Source organism: Pseudomonas aestuarii (assembly GCF_027988105.1).
GTDB classification, from domain to species: Bacteria; Pseudomonadota; Gammaproteobacteria; order Pseudomonadales; family Pseudomonadaceae; genus Aquipseudomonas; species Aquipseudomonas aestuarii.
The window spans coordinates 134,034-156,518 of the sequence record NZ_JAQJZJ010000001.1; the positions used below are offsets into that span (position 1 = coordinate 134,034).

Sequence of the window (22,485 nt, forward strand, 5' to 3'; positions counted from 1 at the left end):
AGCGTGGTTTACGACGAGCAGCTGATGGCCAGGTGCTTGCCCCATTCCGGCGGGCGCTGGGCGTAGCGCTCGAAGCCGGGTTGCTCGTCGAATGGGCGGCTGAGTACGGCGTGCAGTTCGCGCACCGGGGCGTAGTCGCCTTGCTCGGCGGCCTCGATGACTTGCTGGGCCAGGTAATTGCGCAGGATGTACTTGGGGTTGGCCGCGTGCATGCGCGTGCGGCGCTGCTGCTGATCGTCACCATCCTGTCGGCTGCGGGCGCGGTAGTCGCTGGCCCAGGCATCGAAGCCCTGGAGGTCGGTGAAGTCCTCGCGCAGGCGGGCCAGCGACTGTTCGGGTGCGCTGTCGCCCAGTTCGCGGAAGAAGTTGCTGTAGTCCACCGCGCTGTCTTGCATCAGTTGCAGCAGGCGCTGGATCAAGGCGTCGTCGCCGGCGTCGCTACTGAGCCAGCCCAGGCGCCGGCGCATCAGGTCAAGGTAATGGCTCTGGTACAGCGGCAGGAACAGGCTCAGGGTCGCGCGCAGGGCATCGACCTCGACCAGCGGGGTCAATGCCTGGCCGAGGGCGGCGAGGTTCCACTGGGCAATCGGCACCTGGTTGCTGAAGCTGTAGCGGCCCGTGTCGTCGGAGTGGTTGCAGATGTGCTTGCTATCGAAGTCGTCGAGGAAGGCGTAGGGGCCGTAGTCGAAGGTGATGCCGAGGATCGACATGTTGTCGCTGTTCATCACCCCGTGGCAGAAACCATAGGCCTGCCAGTAGGCGATCAGCTCGGCGTTGCGCTCGACCACCTCGCGGAACATCGCCAGGTAGGGTTGCGGCTGCTCCTTGCAGCTGGGGAAGTGGCAGCTCAGCACATGCTCGCCCAGTTGTTTCAGCAGGTCGTGTTGCTGGGTGTAATAGAAGTACTCGAAGTGGCCGAAGCGCACATGGCTCTGCGCCAGGCGCAGGACCATGGCCGCGCTTTCCTGTTTCTCGCGCCAGACCGGGGTGCTCGAGGCGGTGACGCACAGCGCCCGTGAGCTGGGGATGCCGAGGGCATGCAGGTGTTCGCTGGCGAGGAACTCGCGAATCGATGAGCGCAGCACCGCACGGCCATCGCCCATGCGCGAGTAGGGCGTCTGCCCCGCACCCTTGAGGTGCAGGTCCCAGTATTCGCCGGCCTGGTTGACCACCTCGCCGAGGAGCAGGCCGCGGCCGTCGCCCAGGCGCGGGTTGTAGCCGCCGAACTGATGCCCGGAATAGACCATGGCCCGCGGCTCGGCATCGCTCCACAGTGTGTGGCCGGCGAAGAGCTGGGCGAATACCTCGCTCTCGGCTTCACTCGGGTCGAGGTCGAGCAGGGCCATGGCGGCCGGGCTCACCACCACCACGCGCGGCTCGGCAATAGGCTCGGGCAGCACCTGGGTGGAGAAGGCATCGCCCAGTCGGGCGAAGCGATTGTCGAAGGTCAGGTCGGTCAGGCTTTTCAAAGGCGGCTCCTGCAATTCCGAGTATTTTGCTAGGAATTGCAGGCTTGGGGAAGGGGCAGGTCGCTGTCGGGGGCTACAACGGATCGTCGCCGGCGTCGGCGGGCGGCTCCAGCTGGGCTTTGGGGATGGCGAGCTGCTGTTCCTGGCCGCTGAGGTTCTTCACATAGATGTCCAGCTGGCGGAAGGCGATCTCGATGCCATGCTCGCGGAACATGCGGTCAATGGCGCGGTTGATCTCGTCGGTGGCGGCATTGCGATCGCCGAGTTCGCGGACATGCACGCGCAGTTCGTGATCCAGTGTGCTTTCGCCGAACGTCAGGAAGAACACCAGGGGTATGGGGTCGCGCAGTACTCGCGGGTTTTCCTGGGCCGCCTGCAGCAGCAGCTTGTGCACCAGTTCCAGGTCCGAGCCGTAAGCCACGCCGATGGTCAGGGTGATGCGGGTAATGGTGTCATTCAGCGACCAGTTGACCAGTTGGTCGGTAACGAAGGTCTTATTCGGAACGATGATTTCCTTGCGGTCGAAGTCGGTAATGGTGGTGGCACGGATGCGGATCTTGCTGACCGTGCCCGAGAGATTGCCGATGGTCACCACGTCGCCGATGCGCACCGGGCGTTCGAACAGGATGATCAGGCCGGAGATGAAGTTGGCGAAGATTTCCTGCAGGCCGAAGCCGAGGCCGACCGAGAGCGCCGCCACCAGCCACTGCAGCTTGTCCCAACTGACCCCCAGGGTCGACAGGGTGACCACGAAGCCGATGGCGACAATCGCATAGGACAGCAGGGTGGTGGTGGCGTAGGCGCTACCTTGCGCCAGGTGCAGGCGCGACAGCACCAGGACTTCCAGCAGGCCCGGCAGGTTGCGTGCCAGCGCCGCGGTGATGCCGACGATGATCAGCGCGCTGATCAGGTCGCTGAGGCTGATCGGCACCAGGCTGGCGCTTTCGCCGCTGCCGCTGCTGTATTCGTAGAGGTTGATGTTGTCCAGGTAGGCGAATACTGAAATCAGGTCGGCCCAGACCCAGTACAACCCGGCAATGAAGATGCCCAGCAGGGCCAGGCGAATCAGCCGGAGCGACTGCTGGTTGACCTGCTCGATGTCCAGGGTTGGTTCTTCCGCCACCTCGGCACCCTCGCTGCCCTCCTTGGCCTGAGCCTGGCGTTTGACGGTGGCGCGGTGGTAGGCCAGACGCCTGGCGGCGACGCCGAGGCCGCGCACGAAGGCGGCTTCGACGAATAGCCAGATGACCAGCAGGTAAAGTGTGTCGATCAGCCGGTCGCTGAGTTTCAGCGCGGTGTAGTAGTAGCCGAAGCTGACCGCAATGATCAGCGCCAGTGGCAGCAGGCTGAACAGCAGGCCGAGGAATATCCGGAACGCCGAGGCATGCTCGCGGGCCGGGCCACTCAGCAGCAGCTTGTGCAGCATCCAGGCCATCAGGCCGTAACAGCCCAGGACCACGGCAATGCCGATGACATCATCGGCCAGGCTGGCGGGTTGGTGTTCGGCGACGGCGACCACGCCGGCCAGGGCTAGTACCACCATGCCCAGGTAACGAATCTGTCGGTGGAGGAAATTGACCTGTGCGCGCGGCCAGCGGAAATGCAGTTCGGCTACCCCGCCCGGGGAGAGGATTCGGTACACGGTATAGAACACCAGCCAGGCCTGAGCCATTTCAAACAGGGCAGCGCCGAGGTTGGCGTTCTGGCCACGGGCATCCATCTGCAAGGCAAAGCCACACAGCGCCAGGAACAGGGTGCCGGGCAGCGCCAGCAGCATGTTGAGCAGGATCGCCAGGGGCGTGTGCAACTGGCTGTCACGCTTGAAGTGGCCAATGTCCTGATGCAGTTGGTTGAGCTTGTGGTACAGGTAGCTGCGTTTCCACAGCAGTAGGCCGATCAGCAACAGCAGCGGCAGAAACAGCAGCGGCCGCTCGACCAATCCGGCACCCAGCTCGCGCAGGTTGGACCCCCAGGGCAGGTCGGCAATCTGCCGCTCCAGCAAGCGTGGCACGCTTTTGAACCATTCGAGATCCAGTGGCTTGTTGCTGGGGATCCAGAACATCTGCTCATCGAGGGTCGCGCGCAAGGCACCTGCTGTGCTTTGCAGTTGCTTCTGATTGAGCTGCAGGGTGATCGACTCGTTGAGCAGCGCATTGAGCTCACTGTTGATGCGGTTGAGCAGCTCGCGGCGGTTGCTCATCAGTTCGAACAGGGTCGCGCGCAATTGCGGTGTGACGTTTTCTGCGGGCTGCTCGGCGAGCAGTTTTTCGACATAAGCGCTGGGGTTGCTGAGTTGCTCGCGCTGCTGGGTCAGTTCGAACTGGTAGAGGCGAATATCGGCAATTTCGTCAGCCAGTCCTTTGTCCAGCGTCAGCTTGGGCAAGGCCTGCTTCTGCTGGTAGAGGATCTTCGACAGCAGCAGGCTGCCTTGCAGCACGCCAATCTGTTCATCCAGGGCCTGGTCGCTCTGGTTGAGGGCGTCCAGTTGCTGGCGGGTCTGCAGGTTCTGTTGGGTCAGCTGATTGAGGCGTTCGGTGGAGCGCAGCAGGTAGTCGGACAGCTTGAGGTTGCGCGTGCTGACACTGGCCAGGAGCTTGTCGGAGCCGGCTTTCTCTGCCTCCAGCGATTGCTCGGCAACGGTTTTCTCGGACTGAGCGCGGCGTTTCTGGTTGACCAGCGATTGCAGGTCGAGCAACTCCTGCTCCAGGCGCTTGATGCGTTCATCGAGCAAGTCGCGCTGGCTGCTGCCCAGATCCTGCAACAGGCTGTTGCCTGCCAGTTCTTCGCGGCGCAGCAGGGTCTGCGCATTGAGCGCGGCGAGTTCGGCATTGAGCAGGTCACGGCGTTCGGCGGTCAGTGACTTGCCGGCTTCTTTACCGTTTTTCAGGGCATTGTTGATCTCCTGAATCCGCGTCTGGTTGCTGCTGATCTCCCCCTGCGCCCGCTCGGGACGGGTCTGCGCGGTGATGATCAGGCTGTTGGCGTCGATGATTTGCTTCTGCCAGTCGTTCAACTGAACACTGCGTTCGCTGAGCAGTTGCTCCAGTTGCGGAACCGCCGCATTGGCATAGCGCTGGGTAACCGGGGTGGTTTGGCTGGCTTTGAGGCGGGTCAGTTCGTGCTGTGCTTCATTGATCAGTCGCGGCGCGTGCTCGAGTTGCTGTTTGAGAGCGGCCAGGCGTTTCTCGCTGTCGGCCTGCTGGTTCAGCAGCTCAAGGGTTTGCTCCAGGGTCTGCTTGAGCGCCAGCTGCTCGGCTTCCGGCAGTTTGCTCTCGGCCAGGTTTTCCAGGCTGCGCTGCACATCGGCGCGTTGCGGCGACTCGGCTGCGAGGCTCAGGGGCGTACTCAGGCAAAGCCCGAGCAGAAGTACGGCTAAACAGGTACGAAAAAGGGGCATGGTCGCGATCGTGCTGCTCGAAAAGAGGTTGAGTCTAACAGGCTGCTGAAAGGCGCGGCGCAGCAGGTTTGCAGCAGTCGGTCAGAGAAACAACCCCGGTCCTGGACGGCTACCTTCGGGGAATTTGACGCCGACTTTGCGGATCTTGTTCCCCTCCATTGCCGCCACCGTCCAGAGCAGGCCCTGCCACTCGACCTGATCGCCGATCACCGGTTCGCCGCCGATCTGCTGGGCGATAAAGCGACCGAGCGCCTGCTGGCCGTTGATGTCGGCCAGTTTCAGGCCGTATAAGGCGGCAACCGCGCCGAGCTCGGCGTCGCCTTCCAGGACGAAGTCACCGAAGAAACGCAGATCCTGGCCACGCGCGGGCGCCTGGCTGAACAGTTTGCCCAAGCCTGGCAGGTCGTGTTCGTGGCCAACCACGCAGAGCAGGTCGCCAGCTTCGAGGCGGGTGCTGCCCGAGGGGTGGAGCAGTTCCTTGCCGCGAAACAACGCGGCAATGCGCGTGCCCTCGGGCATCTTCAGTTCGCGCAGGGCGGCGCCGATGCACCATTTTTCCGCGCCCAGGCGGTAGATGAACAGCTCCCACTGGCTGGTCGGGTGCACGTCCAGGCCGGCGCGCGACACCGGCACCGGCGCCGATGGCACGGTGACGCGCATTAGCTTGGCCGCCCACGGCAGGCTGGTGCCCTGCAGTAGCAGGGAGACCAGGACGATGAAGAAGGCCACATTGAAGAACAGCTGGGCATTTTCCAGCCCGGCCATCAGCGGGAACACCGCGAGAATGATCGGCACCGCGCCACGCAAGCCCACCCAGGCGATGAAGGCGCGCTCGCGGTCATGGAAGCCTTTGAATGGCAGCAGGCCAATGAAAATCGACAGGGGCCGGGCGAACAGAATCATCCACAGGGCCAGGCCCAGCGCCGGCAGGGCAATCGGCAGCAGTTCATGGGGTGTGACCAGCAGACCGAGGACCAGAAACATGCCGATCTGCGCCAGCCAGGCCAGGCCGTCGAGCATGTGCAGGATACCGTGACGCGAGCGGATCGGCCGATAGCCGAGCAGCAGGCCGCACAGGTAGATGGCCAGAATGCCGCTGCCGCCGACGGCATTGGTGATGGCGAAAATGATCAACCCGCCGCTGACCACCAGCAAGGGATAGAGGCCGTTGGCCAGCTCCATGCGATTGACCAGGTTGAGCAGCAGCCAGCCGCCGCCCAGGCCAAACAGCGCGCCTATGCCGAATTGCTCGAGCAGTTGCAGGAGCAGCGACCAGCTCAAACCATCCTGGCCGCTGCCGAGCATGGCGATCAGGGTTACGGTGAGGAACACCGCCATCGGGTCGTTACTGCCCGATTCGATTTCCAGGGTAGCGCTGACCCGTTCGTTCAGACCCCGCCCGCCAAGCAGGCTGAATACCGCGGCGGCGTCGGTGGAACCGACAATGGCACCGATCAGCAGGCCCTCCATCCAGCTCAGGTTGAACAGCCAGGCGGCGGCCATGCCGGTCAGCCCGGCGGTGATCAGCACCCCCACCGTGGCCAGCGACAAGGAAGGCCACAGGGCTACGCGGAAACTGGAAACGCGGGTGCGCATGCCGCCATCGAGCAGGATGATCGCCAGGGCCAGGTTGCCCACCAGATAGGCCAGTGGGTAGTTGTCGAAGAGGATGCCGCCGGGACCGTCGGTGCCGGCTAACATGCCGACCGCGAGGAAAATCACCAGGATGGGAATGCCGAAGCGCGCGCCAAAGGCGCTGACCAGAATGCTCAAGGCCACCAGCAATGCACCGATCAAGAACAGATTATTGATGGTGCTGGCGTCCAAGGCGGTACTCCGGGCTAAAGGGCGACTGCATCCATATGCATGGTGCGTGCCATGGATTCTAACCGCTGCCCAGGTCTGCCGGTCAAAAAAAACGCCCCGCGACCGCGAGGCGTAGCTTGATTCAGCCGAGGCCGTTTTAGAACCAGGCGTCCTGCATGCCCAGGCAGGTGTCGTCGCGGGCTTCGAGGATCGCCAGGTCGTGGTGGCAGCTCGGCACTTCCCAGGTCAGGAAGTAGCGCGCGGCCTGCAGCTTGCCCTTGTAGAAGTCGGCATCCGCCGGATTGCCGGCCGCCAGGCCCTGCTCGGCCTTGATCGCCTGTTCCAGCCAGCGCCAGCCGATGACCATATGGCCGAAGACTTTCAGGTACAACGCCGAGTTGGCCAGAGCCTGATTGACCTTGCCGCTCATCAGGTCGCCCAGCAGCGCCAGGGTCACCGACGAGAGGCGCGCCAGCAGCTGCTCGAGCGGCTGGCGCAGGGCGTTCAGTGACTCGTATTCGCCGGCCTGCTGACAGGTACCCTGGATCAGCTTGACCAGTTGCTTGAGCGCCGCGCCGCCATTCATCGAGACCTTGCGCCCGAGCAGGTCGAGCGACTGGATGCCGTGGGTGCCTTCGTGGATCGGGTTGAGGCGGTTGTCGCGGTAATACTGCTCCACCGGGTAATCGCGGGTGTAGCCGTGGCCGCCGAGAATCTGAATCGCCAGCTCGTTGGCCTTGAGGCAGAACTCCGAGGGCCAGGATTTGACGATCGGGGTGAGCAGGTCGAGCAGCTCCAGGGCGATACGCCGCTCGTCTTCGGTGGCCAGGGTCTGGGTGTCGTCGAACAGGCGCGCGGCATACAGGCCGAGGTCGAAGGCGCCTTCGACGTAGGCCTTCTGGGTCAGCAGCATGCGTCGCACGTCGGCGTGTTCGACGATCGCGACTTGCGGGCTGCTCGGGTCCTTGCCGTCCGGTTGGCGGCCTTGCGGGCGTTGGCGAGCGTAGTCCAGCGAATACAGGTAGCCGGCATAGCCGAGCATCACCGCGCCCATGCCGACGCCGATCCGCGCCTCGTTCATCATCTGGAACATATAGGACAGGCCGGCGTGCGGCTTGCCCACCAGGTAGCCGACGCACTCGCCGTTATCGCCGAAGTTCAACGCCGTGGAAGTGGTGCCGCGCCAGCCCATCTTGTGGAACAAACCGGCCAGCACCACGTCGTTGCGCTGGCCCAGGCTGCCGTCGTCGCCCACCAGGAACTTCGGCACGATAAACAGCGAGATACCCTTCACCCCGGGCGGGGCGTCCGGCAGCTTGGCCAGCACCATGTGCACGATGTTCTCGCTCAATGGATGGTCGCCGCCGGAGATGAAGATCTTGTTGCCCTTGAGCCGGTAAGTGCCGTCGCCGGCCGGTTCGGCGCGGGTGCGGATATCCGACAGCGATGAGCCGGCGTGCGGCTCGGTCAAGGCCATGGTGCCGAAGAAACGGCCCTCGATCATCGGCTGCAGAAAGCGCTGCTTGTGCTCCTCGCTGCCAAAGGCTTCGATCAGGTTGGCCGCGCCCATGGTCAGGAACGGGTAGGAAGTGGTCGCCGCGTTGGCCGACTGGAAATGCGCGAAGCAGGCCTGGGACAGCAGGTTGGGCAGCTGCATGCCGCCAGCATCGAACTCGCGGGTGGCATTGAGGAAGCCCGCCTCGAGGAAGGCATCCACCGCCGGCTTGACCTCGGGGATCAGCACCGCGGCGCCGTCGACGTATTCCGGCTCGTGCTCGTCGTTCTTGCGGTTGTGCGGGGCGAACAGGTTCTCGGCGATGCTGCGCGCGGTGTCGATGGCCGCATCGAAGGTCTCGCGGCTGTGCTCGGCAAAGCGCTCGCGCTGGGTCAGGGCTTCGGCGTCGAGCACTTCGTAAAGTTCGAAGGCCAGGTTGCGGGAGCTGAGCAGGGACTCGGACATGGGTATACCTCCGGTTTGGATGCGCCGAGTCTAAGCAGCCGCGAGCGGTGCTCCCAGCACTATCAATAAGCGTGATAGCGGGCCGTAGGGCAGGGTTGCAGCGACTCCAGCCTGGATCAATGGCTAAAGCCTCCGGCTACCGGGCCACGAAGCCTTTAGCCAGTTCCGCAGTCAGTTCGGCGGCGCCGATGTGCTTGCAGCCGCTGGTATTCTGTCCGGCCCAGAGTGGCGAAAAATCACCGCTGCCCCGACTTTCCGCCTTGGCGCGCAGGGGCGCGATGGCCGCCGCGGCCAAGGGAAAGCCCGGGGCTGCCGGGCTGAACGGCCCCTGCTCACGGATTAAGCGGTTGACGATGCCCCGCGCCGGGCGGCCGCTGAACAGGTTGGTCAGGGCGGTATGCCGCGCCTGCGGACTGTGCAAGGCGGCGCGGTGGATGGCGCTGGTGCTCGCTTCCGGGCAACAGAGGTAGGCCGTGCCGATCTGCACCCCGGCCGCGCCCAGGGCCATGGCCGCGCGCACGCCTTGGGCATCGGCAATGCCGCCCGCGGCAATCACCGGTAGTCGCACCGCGTCGACCATCTGCGGCAGCAGGGCGAAGGTGCCGCACTGGCGACTCAGGTCCATATCGAGAAAGTGGCCGCGATGACCGCCGGCTTCCAGGCCCTGGGCGATGATCGCATCGACGCCATGCGCCTCTAGCCAGAGCGCTTCCTCGACGGTGGTCGCCGAGCTGAGCACCTTCGCCCCGCAGGCTTTGACGCGGGCCAGCAACTCGGCGCAGGGCAGGCCGAAATGGAAGCTGACCACGGCCGGGCGAAATTCATCCAGCAGATCCGCCATCTCGGCACTGAACGGCTGCCGGCCAGGGCCACTGGCGATACCTGTCGGGTCGATGGCCAGCTCGGCGTAGTAAGGCTGCAGCGCGCTGCGCCAGGCCGCTTCCCGCTGCGCATCGACTGGCGCCGGGGTGTGGCAGAAGAAGTTGAGGTTGAAGGGCTTGGCAGTCTTGGCCGTCAGCGCCGTCAGCTCTGCGCGCAACCCGGCGGCATCGAGCATGGCGCAGGGCAGCGAACCCAGGCCGCCGGCATTCGATATGGTCGCCGCCAGTGCATGATTCTGTGCCCCGGCCATGGGGGCCTGGATCAAGGGCACGTCGATACCCAGCAGGTGTTGCAGTGGCATAAGGTTGCGCTCCATGCGGTTTCGTGGCGTCAGGAGGGGTAACCATAGCCAGTTGCAGCCGGCAGTGGCCAGTGCAAATGCTGGCGGCCTGTTAAACTGTGCGGCCACAGGAGTCCGCCCATGAACTACCGTCACGCCTTCCATGCCGGCAACCATGCCGATGTGTTGAAACACGTTATCTTGAGTCGCCTGATTGCCCTGCTGTCACGCAAGGAGGCGCCCTTCGCCTACCTCGACAGCCACGCAGGCGTGGGCCTCTACGACCTCGCCGGGGACCAGGCCAACCGCACCGGCGAATGGCTGCAGGGCATCGCCCGGCTGTGGCGGGCCGAGGATGTCCCGGATCAACTGGTCGATTACCTGGAAGTGATTCGCGCCATGAACCCCGATGGTGTGCTGCGTCATTACCCCGGCTCGCCGGAACTGGCGCGCATGCTGACGCGCGAGCAGGATCGCCTGCACCTCAACGAAAAACACCCGGAAGACGGCCGCCTGCTCAAGGAAAACATGCACGGCGACCGCCGCGTCGCCGTGCACCTGGGTGAAGGCTGGCACGTGTCACGGGCCTTGCTGCCGACCCGCGAGAAGCGCGTGCTGCTGCTGATCGACCCACCGTTCGAGCAGGCCGATGAGCCGGAGCGCTGCGTGCAGGCGCTGAACGAAGCCATTGGCCGGATGCGCCAGGCGGTGGTGGCGATCTGGTACCCGATCAAGGAACTGGGTCAGCTGCGGCGCTTCTACCGCGACCTGGAGAAGAGCAATGCGCCCAAGCTGCTGCGCATCGAGCTCTATGTGCACCCCGCCGATGACGCGCAGCGCCTGAACGGCTCCGGCCTGGTGATCAGCAATCCGCCCTGGGGCCTGGAGGACGAACTCAAGCAGATCCTGCCCTGGCTGACCACCTTGCTCGGGCAAAGCCAGGCCGGCTGGCGCATGGACTGGCTGATCGAGGAGCAAGCGGCAGGCCCCAAGCCATAAGCTTCAAGTGAAAAGCTCGTAGAGCGGGTGCAAGCCGCCGTGCTTTCTTGAGTTGTGGCGGGTTGCACCCGCCCTACAAGGCTTGCAGCTGCCGGCTACGCCGGCAAGCACACCCCAGTGCCGCCCAGGCCGCAATAGCCGCCGGGGTTCTTGGCCAGGTATTGCTGGTGGTAGGCCTCGGCATAGTAGAAGGGCGGGGCTTCGGCAATTTCGGTGGTGATGGGGCCGAAGCCGGCCTGTTCCAGTTCGGCCTGGAACTGCGCCTGGCTGGCTTTGGCGGCGGCCAGCTGCTCAGGGCTATAGCAGTAGATGGCCGAGCGGTACTGGCTGCCGATGTCGTTGCCCTGGCGCATGCCCTGGGTCGGGTTGTGGGCTTCCCAGAACACCTTCAGCAGCGCCGCGTAACTGGTCTGTTGCGGGTCGAAGACCACCAGCACCGCTTCGGTGTGGCCGGTCAGGCCGGAGCAGGTTTCCTCGTAGGTCGGGTTTGGCGTATGGCCGCCGGCATAGCCGACGGCGGTGGTCCACACGCCCGGTTGCTGCCAAAAACGTCGCTCGGCACCCCAGAAACAGCCGAGGGCGAATACCGCCTGCTGCATGCCGGCCGGGAATGGCCCCTGCAGGGGGTGGCCGTTGACGTAATGGGCGTCCGGAACGGGCAGCGGCGTATCGCGGCCGGGCAGCGCCTGCTCGGCGCTGGGCAGTTCGAGTCGGTGGGCAAGAATTTGCGAACGCAGAACCATGAGCGAACTCCTCAACATAAGCGGGTGTATCGGTAGACCGCGCGCATGCCGCGGCGTTACAGGTCGTGGCCGGAGCCCCGTGAGCGGCTAGCGGCCGGGGTAGCGTTGCAGCCTTGCGATCAGCTCGCTTGCGGCAATCGGCCGGTCGAACAGGTAGCCCTGGCCGATGTCGCAGTGCTGGCGTCGCAGGAAGCTGAGTTGCGCGGCGGTTTCGATGCCTTCGGCGACAACCTTGAGTTTCAGTTTATGCGCCATGGCGATCACTGCCGAGGTGATCTCCATGTCGTCCTGATCATCCGGGATGTCCATGATGAAGCTGCGGTCGATCTTGATCACGTCGATGGGGTATTTCTTCAGGTAGCTGAGCGACGAATAACCGGTGCCGAAGTCGTCCATCGCCAGGCTCAGCCCCAGGCTCTTCAGGCGGCTGAGTTGGTGGCGGGTGTCCTCGGTGGCTTCCAGCAGCAGGCTTTCGGTCAACTCCAGCTCCAGCAAGCTTGGCGCCAGCTGTTCCTCGTGCAGGATCGCGGCGATCGAGCCAACCAGATCGGGGTCGGAGAACTGCTTGGGCGACAGGTTGATCGCTACCTGCAGGTTGCCCAGGCCGGCCGCGGTCAACTGCTTGCTCATGTGGCAGGCTTGGCGCACCACCCATTTGCCGATAGGGATGATCAGCCCGGTTTCCTCGGCCACGCCGATGAACTGGTCCGGCTGGATCATGCCCTTCTCCGGATGGTTCCAGCGCAGCAGCGCCTCCATGCCGGTCAGCTGGCCAGTCTTCAGGCACAGCTTGGGCTGATAGAACACTTGCAGTTCGTTCTGGGTCAGCGCGCGGCGCAGGTTGTTCTCGACGAACAGTATGTAGTCGGCCTCGGCGTTCAGTACCTCGGTGAAGACCTGCAGTTGGTGCTTGCCGTTGGCCTTGGCCTTGTGCAGCGCCAGGCCGGCATGCTTCATCAGGGTTTGTGGGTCCGCCCCGTGTTCAGGGGTACTGGCCACGCCCACCGAGCCGGTGACGCTGATCAATTGATTATCGACGAACAGTGGCTTGTCCAGGATGTGCAGCACCTGGTGGGCCAGCTGTTGCGCGCCCGGCAGGTCAGCGGCATCCAGCAGGATGGCGAATTCGTTGCTGGCGAAGCGCGCCAGCATGCCGCTCGGCGCGAGGCTGTTGCGCAGGCGCCGGGCCAGGCTGATGAGCAACTTGTCGCCGGTCTGATGGCCGAGGCTGTCGTTGATCCGCTTGAAATTGTCGATGTCCACCAGTAGCAGGCAGAACGGCTTGCCGTCGGCACTGGCAAAGCGCTGTTCCAGGGCGCGAATGAAGGCGTAGCGATTACCCAGGCCGGTGAGATTGTCGCTGTAGGCCAGCCGCTCGATGCGTTGCTGGGCCTGCTTGGTTTCGGTGATGTCTTCGTAGATGCCGATGTAGTGGGTCAGGGTGCCGTCATCGGCATGCACCTTGGAGATCGATAATTGACCCCAGTAGGGCGCGAGGTTCTTGCGCCGGCTTTTGAACTCGCCTTGCCAGCTGTTGTGTTCGGACAGGCTGGTGGGGGCATCGAACAGCAGTTCGCCGAGGTTCTCCAGGGCCGGCAGCTCCGACAGGCGACGGCCTTGCACCTCGTCGGAACTGTAGAGGGTGATGGCGGTGAAACTCGGGTTGACGTATTCCACCAGGCCGTCGCGGTCGACCAGGATAAAGGCGCTGGCGCTCTGCTCGACCGCACGCTTGAACAGGTGCAGCTCGCTGGTAGCGCTGCGCCGCTGCTGATGGCTCAGTACCTGGGCGTACTGATCGGCCAGTTCGCCGGCAAAGGCGATTTCGTCGGCCTGCCAGACGCGCCGAGAATCGGTGTGTTCCAGGCACAGTACGCCGACCACCTCACCGCCGACCCGGATACTGGCGTCGAGCATGGTCGTGATGCCCATGGGTTGCAGGTAGCTGTTGCACAGTTCACGGGTACGCGGGTCGTGTAACGCATCCTGGACATCGATCGCGCGGCCGCCTTGCAGTGCCTGCAGGTAGTCGGGGCAGTCGTCGATTGCGATCGGCAGGGCGGTTTCATGGCAGTCGCTGTCGTGGCGAAACAGGGCCGCGGGGACAAGACTGGTGCCATTCAGGTTCCAGATGCTCGCCCGCGCTACCTTATAGAGGCTGCAGGCCGTGCGGGTGATCAGTTCGGCGGCTTCACGCAGCGGATCACTGGTCGTGTAACGCTGGCGCGCCAGGTGCACAATCAGGTTTTGCTGGGCGTGCGAGCGCTGCTGGCGCTCCTGGGCTTCAGCAATTGCAGCGGGCGCAAGTGAATCACTGCTGGCAGCAGTGGCGATGAGGTAGCCACGCAGCAGATGCCGGCCGTGTTGCTTGAACGGCTCGCCCATTTCCATCAGGTAGGTAGGGCCGTGCGCGGTATGCAGGGTGTAATGCACCAGATAATGCGCTTGTTGTACCAGTTGCAGCTGAATGCTGTCATGCAGCCGATGGCGCGCCTCGGGCTCCATCAGGCTGGCATAGGGGGCGTCGAACAGTGCACAGAGTTCGCTGGCGGGAATGCCGAACTGGCGCTCGCAGGCCGGGTCGAGAAACAGCAAGGCCCAGCTGGACTCGTTCAAACGCTCGAAGCGCAGCATGCCCAGCCTCGAGGGTACTGGCAACTGTGTCACAACCTCGGATGCTAACCGGCTCATGGCATCGGGATGGCTTTTCATCAAGCGGCTGGCTTCCAGTATGCTGGCTGAGGCGAGGGTTAGGCCCACTTCACTATGGCGTCGAGTAAGGGTGCATCATGCATATGCGACTGACAAGAAAACTAATTCATACCGTGTGCTTGCTTGGCTGTCTGGTGGTACCGCCGGCGGTGGCCAGCGAACCGGCGGCGGGGCTGAGCAGCGCCGAACAAGCCGGTTATCTGGCCGGCTTGAAGCGCCTGTACCTGAGTCAGGACGAGCGCCAGGTATTGCTCTCGCACTGCAATGCGCTGCTGACCAGCTACGCCCTGCGCGCCGGCTATCAGGTGGGCCAAGCGCAACGTCAGGACCTGCTCTACCAGTTGCAGCTTGGCGCCCCCGGTGAGCTGATACTGCGCGAGGAGATTCGTGGGCAAGGCAGCGACATGGCTGTGCGCAACCAGCGCATTGCGCTGTTCGGAGTCGATCCGTTTATCCGTTACGACTGCCCGTCCAACGGCATCAGTTGCGTGCTGTTCAACCCGGTCGATGGCAGTCCGCTGCTGACCATCGTGCGCGATCACCAGGGCGCCGCCGAACTGGCCAAGGCGCTGAGCTTTCTGATCCGCAAGGTACAGAAGGGCTGAACTTTTGCCGCCGCTGTCAGCTTGAGGCGCTTTGCGCTCGGACATTTGGTCGAGCCGAAACTGGAAAATTCCACCGGTCAGGGCGATGCTTTAAACAGGCCCTTGCCGAGTGGAGTGCATGCCGATGCTGGACGTCAATCCCGACACAGTTTGCCGACTGATTGCCCTCGCCCAGGTGTTTCATGCCAAAGAGGCGGTGGTGATTCCTGAGGAGCCGACCAGCCCCAGCGACGACTGGGCAATGCAGGTGCTCGCCGACCATGCGGATGACGAGGTATTCATCGAGTTCAAGTCGATCATAGATGACCTGGAGCCTGACCAGCAGCAGCAGGTCGTGGCATTGCTCTGGTTGGGGCGCGGCGACGGGACGCTGGAGGACTGGCCGGACCTGCTCGAGCAGGCGCAGGACGACTGGAACCCAAACACCGCCGAGTACCTGATCGCTCATCCCTTCCTCGCCGAGCATCTGCGTGAAGCCCTGGATATGCAGGGTTACGCGTGCGAGTGAGTGATCCGCTTCAGCGCGACTGGCGCAGCAGCCGCAGTAACTGCGCCAGGCTGCGGCTATTGAGCGCGTCCCCAGCTTCCAGCCAGCCACGTCGGGCCTGGTCGATGCCGTAGCTGTGCAGGTCGAAATCGGCCGTGCGATGGGCGTCGGAGGCAATACTCAGGAGCACGCCTTGCGCCTTGGCCAGCCGGCAATAGTGGGCGTTCAGGTCGAGGCGTTGCGGCTGCGCATTCAACTCGAGAAAACAGCCGCGCTGTTGCGCATGCTCGATGATCGCCTCGATATCAAGCGGGTAGCCTTCGCGTTCCTGCAACAGGCGCCCAGTCGGGTGCGCGAGGATAGTGAAGTAGCGCGAGTCCATGGCGCGGCAGATGCGTTGTGTCTGCTTCTGTACGGGCAGCTTGAAGTGGCTGTGCACCGCGCCGACGACGATATCCAGGCGTGCCAGCAGGGCATCGGGCATGTCCAGCGTGCCGTCGGCGAGGATATCGACCTCGATGCCCTTGAGCAGCGTCAGGCTCTGCAGTTCGTCGTTGAGCCGGTCGATTTCGTCCAGTTGGCGACGCAGGCGATCGGCGTCCAGGCCGTGAGCGATGCTCAGGTGTCGCGAATGTTCGGTGATGGCCAGGTATTGCCAGCCGCGCTGCTGGGCCGCCATGGCCATTTCGCGCAGGCTGTTGTGGCCGTCGCTGGCGCGGGTATGGCAATGCAGGTCGCCGCGCAAGTCGTCGAGTTCGATCAGCCTGGGTAGGTCGCCGTGTTCGGCGGCGGCGATCTCGCCGGTGTCCTCGCGCAGTTCGGGGGGGATCCAGGGCAGGCCCAGGGCCTGGTAGATGTCTGCTTCTTGGCGCCCGGCCAGCTGCTTGCCGTTGCGGTACAGGCCGTACTCGTTGAGTTTGCAGCCTTGCGCCTGGGCTCGACGGCGCAGGGCGATGCCGTGGGCCTTGCTGCCGGTGAAGTACTGCAGGGCTGCACCAAAACTGGCGGCGGCGACGATACGCAGGTCAACCGGCATGCCGCCACGCAGGCGCAGGCTGGCGCGGGTCGTTCCGGCGGCCATGACCTTTTCGATGGCGGGGTAGCGCAGTGCGTCGGCCATTGGCCGAGAGTCTTGTGGGTCAGCCTGCAGCAGGATATCCAGGTCGCCGACGGTGTCGCGCCGGCGCCGGTAGCTGCCGGCGATGACGGCGGCCTCGACCGTTTTCAGGCCGCGCAGGTAGTCCAGCAGTGGTTCGGCCTGGGCGGTGGCCTGCGGCAACAGATAGCGTTGCTCGGCGCTGGTCTTGGCGCTCACGGCTTGCTGCAAACGGTCGGTCAGGCGCGGGCCGAAGCCGCTCAGCTGCCGCACCCGGTCGTCCGCCAGGGCCTGCTGCAGGCTTGTCAGTGAGTCGACGGCCAGTTCCTGATACAGCTGGCGCACCCGCTTGGGGCCAATGCCGGGCAGGTGCAGCAACTCGCCCAGCCCCGCCGGGACTTCGCGCTGCAGGCGTTGCAGCAGCGCGCAATCGCCCGTGCGGACGATTTCGTCGATTTTCTCCGACAGGTCGTGACCGATGCCCGCTAGCTTGGGCAGCGCGCTGCCGCTGGCGATCTGCTCGGCGAACGACAGGTTCTGGCTGCGTACCGTGCGCGCCGCATTGCGATAGGCGCGGATGCGAAACGGGTTGGCGGCCTCCATCTCCAGCAGGTCGGCAATCTCCTCGAAGATCTGCGCGATGCGCTGGTTGTCGACCGCCGTGGCAGGCGGCCGGACAGGGGCGGCGCGGTGGCGAGGCATGCTCGGGTTCCCTTGACCCAGGCGGCGCTATTACGGCTGCTGTTCGGCTTCCAGCCAACCCTGGCAGGTTGCCAGCCGAGCCAGGTCGTGCAGGCCGTCGGCCAGTACGCCGAGCAGGTCGTCGGCGGCGATGATGCCGACCAATACGCCCCGTTCATTGACCACCGGCAGGCGGCGCACGCCGCCGAGGCGCATCTTGGCGATGACGTCGAAGACATCCTCCTGTTCTTGTACCGTGATCAGCTCGCGCCGCTGGAAGTCGCCGACGGCCATGCGGCTCAGATCGCTCTCGTCGTTGGCGACCAGGTCGAGCACGATATCGCGGTCGGTGATGATGCCCACCGGAATGACATCGCCCTCGTCCGTGGGCTCGACCAGTACCAGGTCGCCGACATGGTAGTCGCGCATCAGCCGCGCGGCGGCGGCAACCGAGTCGGTGGGGGACACCGCGACTATTTCGCGGCAGCAGTATTGGCCAATGGCCATGGTGTCACCTCCTTGCATGCGTGCATGAACCTGTTGCTGGAGTTACCGCGGCTGCGATGCGTTCACCATGGGCTCGTGCTTGGCCGGAGATTTTGATCTGCATCAGTTTGCAGTGAATCGGATTGACCACCCCCGGTCTTGGCGGATGAAAGGAGGCGGGTGGCGATATTGCTATAGCGAGAGTCGTCGCTAAGCCAGAAGCTGCGTGCAACCCGAAACGGGGGCAGCGGTCAAAAAAAACCCCGCCAAACAGGGCGGGGTTGAGGTACGAGCGTGGCGTGCTCGAAAATTGTCGCGAATTGCCGCTCAGTCTTACAGCAGCATGGTGCGGATATCTGCCAGCACATCACCGAGGCGCTTGGTAAAGCGTGCGGCAGCTGCGCCGTTGATCACCCGGTGGTCGTAGGACAGCGACAGCGGCAGCATCAGCTTGGGCTGGAAGGCCTTGCCGTCCCAGACCGGCTGGATGGTGGCCTTGCTCACACCGAGAATCGCCACTTCCGGCGCATTGACGATCGGCGTGAAGCCGGTGCCGCCAATGTGGCCGAGGCTGGAGATGGTGAAGCAGGCGCCCTGCATGTCATCGGCGGCGAGCTTCTTGGTGCGGGCCTTTTCCGCCAGTGCGGCGGCTTCGGCGGCCAGTTGCAGCAGGCTCTTCTGGTCGACGTTCTTGATTACCGGCACCAGCAGGCCGTCCGGGGTGTCCACGGCGAAGCCGATGTTCACGTATTTCTTGCGGATGATTGCCTTGCCGCTCGGTGCCAACGAGCTGTTGAAGTCCGGCAGTTCCTTGAGCAGGAAGGCGCAGGCCTTGAGCAGCAGCGGCAGCACGGTGAGCTTGACTCCGGCCTTCTCGGCCACGGCTTTCTGCGCGACGCGGAAGGCCTCCAGCTCGGTGATGTCAGCCGAATCGAACTGGGTCACATGCGGCACATTGAGCCAGCTGCGGTGCAGGTTGGCGGCGCCGACCTGCATCAGCCGGGTCATGGCCACTTCTTCGATTTCGCCGAAGCGGCTGAAATCCACCACTGGGATCGGCGGGATGCCGGCGCCGCCGGTGGCGCCAGCGGGCGCCTCCTTGGCCTTCTGCATCATCGCCTTGACGTGAACTTGCACGTCTTCCTTGAGGATCCGGCCTTTAGGGCCGCTGCCGGGTACGGCAGACAGTTCGACGCCGAAGTCGCGTGCCAGCTGGCGTACGGCCGGACCGGCATGCACCCTGCTGCCTGGCGAGGCCACCGGGGCGGTCACCTGTGCTGCGGCCGCCGCCAGCTTGGCGATGGCGTTGACTTCGGCGACTACCGCCGGGTCGGCGCCGGCGGGGGTTTTATGCATCTCCGTCGATGGCGCTGGCGTTGGTGCTGGAGCAGCAGTAGCTGCTGTTCCCGCCACTTTCAGCTTGAGAATCAGGTCGCCGGTGCCAACGTCGGCGTCCAGCTTGACCACGACACTTTCCACCACACCGGCAACCGGCGAGGGGATTTCCATGCTGGCCTTGTCGGACTCCAGGGTGATCAGCGACTGGTCGGCTTCGACCGTGTCGCCGGCCTTGACCAGGATCTCGATGACCTTGGCCTTGCCAGCCGAGCCGATGTCCGGGACATAGATGTCCTGCACGGACGCCTCTGCCGGTGCTGCCGGTGCCGCTGCAGCTGGCGCCGGGGCGGCTGCCTTGGGGGCTTCGGCAGGTGCGGGGGCGGCTGCGGCCGGAGCCGCTGCGGCGTCGCTGGCGCCTTCGACTTCCAGCTCGAGCAACTCGTCGCCTTCTTTCAGGCGGTCGCCGAGTTTGACTTTCAGGCTCTTGATCACCCCGGCTTTCGGCGCCGGGATTTCCATGCTGGCCTTGTCCGATTCGAGGGTCAGCAGGCTCTGGTCGGCTTCGATGCGATCGCCAACCTTGACGAACAGCTCGATGACTTCGCCTTCACCACTGCCGATATCGGGTACGCGGATTAATTCGCTCACAGTGCGTCTCCTTAGCAGTTCAGTGGGTTGATTTTTTCCGGGTTGATGCCGAACTTGGCGATGGCCTCGGCCACCACTTTAGGTTCGATATCACCACGGTCGGCGAGGGCTTCGAGGGCGGCGAGGACCACCCAGTTGCGATCCACTTCGAAGAAGTGACGCAGTTTCTTGCGGCTGTCGCTACGGCCGAAACCGTCGGTGCCCAGGACCTTGTATTCCTTGCTCGGCACCCACTGGCGGATCTGGTCGGCGAACAGCTTCATGTAGTCGGTGCTGGCAATGATCGGGCCTTGGCGGCCAGTCAGGCACTGCTCGACATACGACAGCTTGGGCTTCTGCTCGGGATGCAGGCGGTTGTTGCGCTCCACGGCCAGGCCGTCGCGACGCAGTTCGTTGAAGCTGGTGACGCTCCACACATCGGAACCGACGTTGAACTCTTCACGGAGGATCTTCGCCGCCTCGCGCACTTCGCGCAGGATGGTGCCGGAGCCGAGCAGCTGCACGTGATGGGCGGCTTCCTTCTTGTCCTCTTCGAGCAGGTACATGCCCTTGACGATGCCTTCCTCGACACCTGCAGGCATGGCCGGCTGCTGATAGGACTCGTTCATCACGGTGATGTAGTAGAAGACGTCCTGCTGCTCTTCGGTCATCTTCTTCATGCCGTCCTGGATGATCACCGCCAGCTCATAGCCGTAGGTTGGATCAAAGGTTCGGCAGTTGGGAATGGTCGAGGCCATGATGTGGCTGTGACCATCTTCGTGCTGCAGGCCTTCGCCGTTGAGCGTGGTGCGCCCTGCGGTGCCGCCAATCAGGAAGCCACGGGTGCGGCTGTCGCCAGCGGCCCAGGCCAGGTCGCCGATACGCTGGAAGCCGAACATCGAATAGAAGATGTAGAACGGCAGCATCGGCTGGTTATGGCAGCTGTAACTGGTACCGGCGGCGATAAAGGAACTCATGGCACCGGCTTCGTTGATGCCTTCTTCGAGGATTTGACCCTTCTTGTCCTCGCGGTAGAACATCACCTGGTCTTTATCCACCGGCTCGTAGAGCTGGCCGACCGAGGAGTAGATGCCGAGCTGGCGGAACATGCCTTCCATGCCGAAGGTACGCGCTTCGTCCGGGATGATCGGCACGATACGCTGGCCGATGTCCTTGTCCTTGACCAGTTGCGCGAGGATGCGCACGAAGGCCATGGTGGTGGAGATTTCGCGGTCGCCCGAGCCGTCGAGGATGGCTTTGAGGGTCTCCAGCGGCGGTGTCGGGATGCTGAAGCTCTTGGCGCGGCGCTGTGGCACGAAACCGCCCAGCGCTGTACGGCGCTCGCTCAGGTAGCGCGCTTCTGCGCTGCCTTCTTCCGGCTTGATGAACGGCAGGCTTTCCAGTTCGCCATTTTTCACCGGAATGTCGAAGCGATCGCGGAACTGCTTGAGGCTGTCGACATCGACCTTCTTGGTGTTGTGCGCGGTGTTCTTCGCTTCACCCGCACCGGTGCCATAACCCTTGACGGTCTTGGCCAGGATCACGGTCGGCTGTTCTTTGTGGTTGACCGCCTGGTGGTAGGCCGCATAGACCTTGTAGGGGTCGTGACCGCCACGGTTGAGCTTCCAGATCTCGTCGTCGGAGAGGTCCTTGACCATCTCTTTCAGCTCGGGGCTGTTGAAGAAGTGCTCACGGACGAACGCGCCGTCCTTGGCCTTGTAGTTCTGGTACTCGCCGTCGATCACTTCGTCCATGCGGCGCTGCAGGATGCCGTCGACATCCTTGGCCAGCAGTGGGTCCCAGAAGCGACCCCAGACCACCTTGTTGACGTTCCAGCCACCACCACGGAACACGCCTTCGAGTTCCTGGATGATCTTGCCGTTGCCGCGTACCGGGCCATCAAGGCGCTGCAGGTTGCAGTTGATGACGAAGATCAGGTTGTCGAGTTTCTCGCGGCCAGCCAGCGAGATCGCGCCGAGGGATTCCGGTTCGTCGCATTCGCCGTCGCCGAGGAAGCACCAGACTTTCTGCTTGCCGGCCGGGATAAAGCCGCGCGCTTCCAGGTACTTCATGAAGCGTGCCTGGTAGATCGCCTGGATCGGACCCAGGCCCATGGACACGGTGGGGAACTGCCAGAAGTCCGGCATCAGCCAGGGGTGTGGGTAGGACGACAGGCCCTTGCCATCGACTTCCTGGCGGAAGTTGTTCATCTGGTCTTCAGTGATGCGGCCTTCCATGAAGGCGCGGGCGTAAACGCCAGGCGAGGCATGGCCCTGGAAGAAGACCAGGTCGCCGCCGTGCTCCTCGGTCGGGGCCTGGAAGAAGTAGTTGAAACCGATGTCATACAGCGTGGCCGAGGAGGCGAAGCTGGAGATATGACCACCTAGGTCGGAATCCTTCAGGTTGGTGCGCATCACCATGGCCAGGGCATTCCAGCGTACCAGCGAGCGAATGCGGCGTTCCATGAACAGGTCGCCAGGCATGCGTGCTTCGTGGGTTACCGGGATGGTGTTGCGGTACGGCGTGGTGATCGCATAGGGCAACTGGGAACCACTGCGGGTGGCCAGTTCGCCCAAGCGAGTCATCAGATAATGGGCGCGGTCTTCGCCTTCCTTGTCGAGAACAGACTCAAGGGCGTCCAGCCATTCCTGGGTTTCGACGGGATCGAGGTCTTGCATGGCTTGCTCCAGGGCGGAAAGGCTTCCAGAATCGGAGGCCAGGATTCGTGACCGGCTTTGTGGGCGGGCACGTGAATTCTTGGATGTACCGGGGATAGGACCGGCTCCGTGTAGTTTTACTACATATCGACGCCGATTTCAGCCCTTTGGATACAATCTTTCGTAGCAAAACTACAATTTATTTGTCTGTTTGTTGCGCGCGCCGCGTCAAGCGAGAGGGTTTCCGGCTTTGTGCGTGT

Annotated in this window: 14 protein-coding genes; 3 read left to right on the forward strand and 11 right to left on the reverse strand. The window is 63.7% G+C overall.

Going from position 1 to position 22,485, the window contains the following annotated elements; translation table 11 throughout:
• Positions 1-8 precede the first annotated feature (8 nt).
• From selO to PH586_RS00660, 5 genes are all read right to left on the reverse strand, one after another.
• Complete coding sequence (selO, locus tag PH586_RS00640; protein WP_271345839.1) at positions 9-1,469, reverse strand: protein adenylyltransferase SelO; 1,461 nt, start codon at positions 1,467-1,469, stop codon at positions 9-11.
• A gap of 73 nt (positions 1,470-1,542) precedes the next feature.
• Positions 1,543-4,866 carry a mechanosensitive channel MscK gene (gene mscK / locus PH586_RS00645; RefSeq protein WP_271345840.1) on the reverse strand — a complete coding sequence of 1,108 codons (3,324 nt, stop codon included), beginning with the start codon at positions 4,864-4,866 and terminating at the stop codon, positions 1,543-1,545.
• A gap of 81 nt (positions 4,867-4,947) precedes the next feature.
• Entirely contained in the window at positions 4,948-6,693 is a 1,746-nt protein-coding gene (locus tag PH586_RS00650) for a potassium/proton antiporter (protein WP_271345841.1), read from the reverse strand.
• A 136-nt stretch (positions 6,694-6,829) separates the two neighbouring features.
• Entirely contained in the window at positions 6,830-8,632 is a 1,803-nt protein-coding gene (locus PH586_RS00655) for an acyl-CoA dehydrogenase (protein WP_271345842.1), read from the reverse strand.
• Between the two features lie 136 nt (positions 8,633-8,768).
• Complete coding sequence (locus tag PH586_RS00660; protein ID WP_271345843.1) at positions 8,769-9,815, reverse strand: NAD(P)H-dependent flavin oxidoreductase; 1,047 nt, start codon at positions 9,813-9,815, stop codon at positions 8,769-8,771.
• 120 nt (positions 9,816-9,935) lie between these two features.
• On the opposite strand from PH586_RS00660, the gene PH586_RS00665 reads away from it, so the two are divergent.
• The gene (locus tag PH586_RS00665) at positions 9,936-10,793 is read left to right on the forward strand and encodes a 23S rRNA (adenine(2030)-N(6))-methyltransferase RlmJ (protein ID WP_271345844.1); all 858 of its coding nucleotides are present in this window, start codon (positions 9,936-9,938) and stop codon (positions 10,791-10,793) included.
• 95 nt (positions 10,794-10,888) lie between these two features.
• On the opposite strand, the gene msrA is transcribed toward PH586_RS00665, so the two are convergent.
• Both msrA and PH586_RS00675 read right to left on the reverse strand, forming a co-directional pair.
• Positions 10,889-11,536, reverse strand: coding sequence for a peptide-methionine (S)-S-oxide reductase MsrA (gene msrA, locus PH586_RS00670; RefSeq protein WP_271345845.1), 648 nt, complete (start codon positions 11,534-11,536; stop codon positions 10,889-10,891).
• Positions 11,537-11,623: 87 nt separating this feature from the next.
• A complete protein-coding gene (locus PH586_RS00675; RefSeq protein ID WP_271345846.1) occupies positions 11,624-14,248 on the reverse strand; it encodes a putative bifunctional diguanylate cyclase/phosphodiesterase in 2,625 nt (874 codons plus the stop codon).
• A gap of 77 nt (positions 14,249-14,325) precedes the next feature.
• Between PH586_RS00675 and PH586_RS00680 the strand changes: the two genes are divergently transcribed.
• Together PH586_RS00680 and PH586_RS00685 are read left to right on the forward strand one after the other, a co-directional pair.
• The gene (locus tag PH586_RS00680) at positions 14,326-14,853 is read left to right on the forward strand and encodes a hypothetical protein (protein WP_271345847.1); all 528 of its coding nucleotides are present in this window, start codon (positions 14,326-14,328) and stop codon (positions 14,851-14,853) included.
• 124 nt (positions 14,854-14,977) lie between these two features.
• On the forward strand, positions 14,978-15,361 hold the full coding sequence (locus tag PH586_RS00685) for a DUF3775 domain-containing protein (protein ID WP_271345848.1): 384 nt from the start codon (positions 14,978-14,980) through the stop codon (positions 15,359-15,361).
• Positions 15,362-15,371: 10 nt separating this feature from the next.
• Here PH586_RS00685 and polX read toward each other — a convergent pair whose 3' ends face one another.
• From polX to aceE, 4 genes are all read right to left on the reverse strand, one after another.
• Positions 15,372-17,138, reverse strand: coding sequence for a DNA polymerase/3'-5' exonuclease PolX (gene polX, locus PH586_RS00690; protein ID WP_271345849.1), 1,767 nt, complete (start codon positions 17,136-17,138; stop codon positions 15,372-15,374).
• Positions 17,139-17,168: 30 nt separating this feature from the next.
• On the reverse strand, positions 17,169-17,624 hold the full coding sequence (locus tag PH586_RS00695) for a CBS domain-containing protein (protein ID WP_271345850.1): 456 nt from the start codon (positions 17,622-17,624) through the stop codon (positions 17,169-17,171).
• A 312-nt stretch (positions 17,625-17,936) separates the two neighbouring features.
• Positions 17,937-19,589 (reverse strand): dihydrolipoyllysine-residue acetyltransferase, encoded by a 1,653-nt coding sequence (gene aceF / locus PH586_RS00700; protein ID WP_271345851.1) that lies wholly within the window; start codon positions 19,587-19,589, stop codon positions 17,937-17,939.
• Positions 19,590-19,600: 11 nt separating this feature from the next.
• Positions 19,601-22,246: a pyruvate dehydrogenase (acetyl-transferring), homodimeric type gene (gene aceE / locus PH586_RS00705; protein WP_271345852.1), complete on the reverse strand. Its 2,646-nt coding sequence runs from the start codon at positions 22,244-22,246 to the stop codon at positions 19,601-19,603.
• Between the last annotated feature and the right edge of the window lie 239 nt (positions 22,247-22,485).